The 2,196-nt window shown below is 50.0% G+C and carries 4 protein-coding genes and 1 pseudogene; 1 reads left to right on the top strand and 4 read right to left on the bottom strand.

The annotated features are described in order from the left end of the window. The 4 genes and pseudogenes from ABMA70_RS15935 to ABMA70_RS15920 form a co-directional block, all read right to left on the bottom strand. Window positions 1-362: pseudogene (locus ABMA70_RS15935) on the bottom strand (hypothetical protein); the annotation flags it as partial. Between the two features lie 8 nt (window positions 363-370). Continuing rightward, complete coding sequence (locus tag ABMA70_RS15930; RefSeq protein ID WP_392994189.1) at window positions 371-1,132, bottom strand: LamG-like jellyroll fold domain-containing protein; 762 nt, start codon at window positions 1,130-1,132, stop codon at window positions 371-373. Continuing rightward, on the bottom strand, window positions 1,132-1,365 hold the full coding sequence (locus ABMA70_RS15925) for a hypothetical protein (protein ID WP_015968672.1): 234 nt from the start codon (window positions 1,363-1,365) through the stop codon (window positions 1,132-1,134). The genes ABMA70_RS15930 and ABMA70_RS15925 overlap by 1 nt, the downstream gene beginning before the upstream one ends. 2 nt (window positions 1,366-1,367) lie before the next feature. After that, entirely contained in the window at window positions 1,368-1,766 is a 399-nt protein-coding gene (locus ABMA70_RS15920; RefSeq protein ID WP_015968671.1) for a hypothetical protein, read from the bottom strand. A 60-nt stretch (window positions 1,767-1,826) separates the two neighbouring features. Here ABMA70_RS15920 and ABMA70_RS15915 point away from each other — a divergent pair, with 60 nt between their 5' ends. Then, window positions 1,827-2,072, top strand: a complete 246-nt coding sequence (locus ABMA70_RS15915) for a hypothetical protein (RefSeq protein ID WP_015968670.1) — start codon at window positions 1,827-1,829, stop codon at window positions 2,070-2,072. The last annotated feature ends 124 nt before the right edge of the window (window positions 2,073-2,196 follow it).

The raw sequence follows: 2,196 nt of genomic DNA, 5'->3' as shown, positions 1-2,196 counted from the left end.
ATCTTAGCACGCCCGTGAGCAATATCGCGTTGAGCCTTTTCTTCTTGCCACAAAGCAAGCTTCTCTGCAAACCATTTAGCTTCGCAGAGTCGCTGCCAATGTTCCCAGCTACCTAGGATTACCATTGCTGCTTCGTAGTCACTATCACACTGGAAGTAAAGCTGCGGGAAAGAAAGCGTGTCGTCATGGTCACGCATACTCAAGTTGAACACGGGGTACTTACCGCGCTCAATGGTACGTGCCTCATGTCGCTTCTCCCAGAACAATGCAGCCGTTGCACGGTTCATGTCCTTGGGTACGTGAATCTCTCCTGCGTATGCCGCTTCCCAGCGTTCCTTCTTCAACTCCGGTGTGAGTAACATAGTCCCTCCTAGACTGGGGTGAAGTTCGTGCCTTCGTACTTGGCGAAGTTGTAGATGCGCAGACCTACCATCAAGCAAGGCACACCAGTGTTATCTGCGTTACCACCTGAGCCGTAGTTGTAACCTACTGCCATACGGTCAGTGAATGCTGAGTTAGCGAGAGTGAAGGTTGCTGCTGACCAGCTACCAAAAGCGACGGAAGTACCGCCACGGTATTGGCGCATGTTCGAACCTTGGCGCTCGAAACAGATGTGGTTCCAAACATCGGAGTTACCCATGTTCTGACCATTGAAGGATGTACCATTGCTCACACGAGGTGTGGCAATCGAGCCAGTGTAGGATTGGATACGGATGTACTCATTGTTGTCATCGCGTTCGTTGAAGAAACGTTGGAACGCTGCCGTGTTGCCACTGTCCCACTTAGCCCAGAACTCGATGGTGAAGTCACCAGTCAGTTCAAGTGCTGCTGCTACCGCAGGGATAATGTCGAAGGCAATCGCGTTACGCGAGTCCAGTTGGAATGAGTGAGTATAGTCACCACTAGGTACATCTGTGCTGACAGCGAACGCAGGCGTACCAGTGAACGAGGCATTAGGTGCCAGTTCAATTGTACCGCCACGCTGTTCGATAGGACCGGACGCATCAGCAATCACGTCGATGATGGCAAGTGGGTCGCCACCGCCACCACCATTACCTGCGCCAATCATTGAACCAATTGGGTTAGTGATAAGCCCCGACGTAATAATCGGGGTTCGGATTAGGTCTTTCATTAGAAGTTACCACCTTTAGGTCTGTTCTTGATAATCTCGTACTTGCTAGGTTCAGTGTCCGTTCCGTATCGCTTGATGTTGATACTGGTGAACGGGCTAATCGCTTTCATTCCGACACGGGTGTTACACTCAGGGCAATCACGATACATCGGGTTGCGCTTCTCAGTTTTGTGTTCCTCCTCGTGACGGCACACTTCACACTTGTAAGTAGTCATCTGTACTTTCTTCGCCATAACTATTTCCTTGTAAGTTTGAACTGCGGGATAAACAATCCGAGCAGTAGCATCACTGACATCCCGACCAGTACCCACCAGAACGGGACTCCTTCATTAATGGTTAAGGTATCCGTAGTACCTGACACATCGGTCTTGCGTCCGATAGTGCTGGTGGTTAGATTACCATTGACCTCGACATCATCCAACTTGGTGTCGGGTCCAGACTTAATCCCCTGCTTGTCACCTGCCACAATCTCTGTGTCGATTCCTAACAGCGGGTCATCTTTTGCTACCGCGCCAATCGCGGCATCTGTTGCTAGTCCGGTTAGCGCAGAACATCCTGACGTACACATCAACAGGAACACTATTGTCCACAGAATGATGGACGCTCTGAAAGTTACTTTCGCGTACTTGTTCATATTGAACACCTCCCCCGATATTGTAGTATACTCACCAGTGAACCTATATAGGAGGTAGATATGTTAGTAACAGGTAATGGTACATTCCCGTTAGCGCAGGGCGCGAACTGGTCTGCATCAGCTCTGTACACGGACGCGCTAGGTGGTGCGACTGTACAGCTACAAGTAAACGGGGTGGACTTAGTTGATGGCGCATTAGCTGACAACACTCAGTATGTAGTAACCCACGGCAAGCGTGCTGTGGTTGAAGTGGTAGTGACTGGTTATACCGCTGACTTTAACATCTGGACATACGACGCAAGTTAGTGTGATGCAGAAAAAGAAAGCCCCGCTCAATGGCGGGGTTTTTTATGGGTTGCAATCCAGACTACTAAGGGTCGATGGTATGGAGCTATTCCTGTTCATCTGTGATTGCAATGGGTGGGAAGGT

This window comes from Halobacteriovorax sp. XZX-3 (assembly GCF_043196495.1).
Classification (GTDB): domain Bacteria; phylum Bdellovibrionota; class Bacteriovoracia; order Bacteriovoracales; family Bacteriovoracaceae; genus Halobacteriovorax_A.
Note: the sequence above shows the minus strand (reverse complement) of the source record. Positions and strands in the feature narration are given on the sequence as shown.

Excerpts from the sequence above, each read along its gene's own strand:
- ABMA70_RS15925 (WP_015968672.1), bottom strand. The coding sequence starts at position 1,365 with ATGGCGAAGAAAGTACAGATGACTACTTACAAGTGTGAAGTGTGCCGT.
- ABMA70_RS15930 (WP_392994189.1), bottom strand. The coding sequence starts at position 1,132 with ATGAAAGACCTAATCCGAACCCCGATTATTACGTCGGGGCTTATCACT.
- ABMA70_RS15920 (WP_015968671.1), bottom strand. The coding sequence starts at position 1,766 with ATGAACAAGTACGCGAAAGTAACTTTCAGAGCGTCCATCATTCTGTGG.
- ABMA70_RS15915 (WP_015968670.1), top strand. The coding sequence starts at position 1,827 with ATGTTAGTAACAGGTAATGGTACATTCCCGTTAGCGCAGGGCGCGAAC.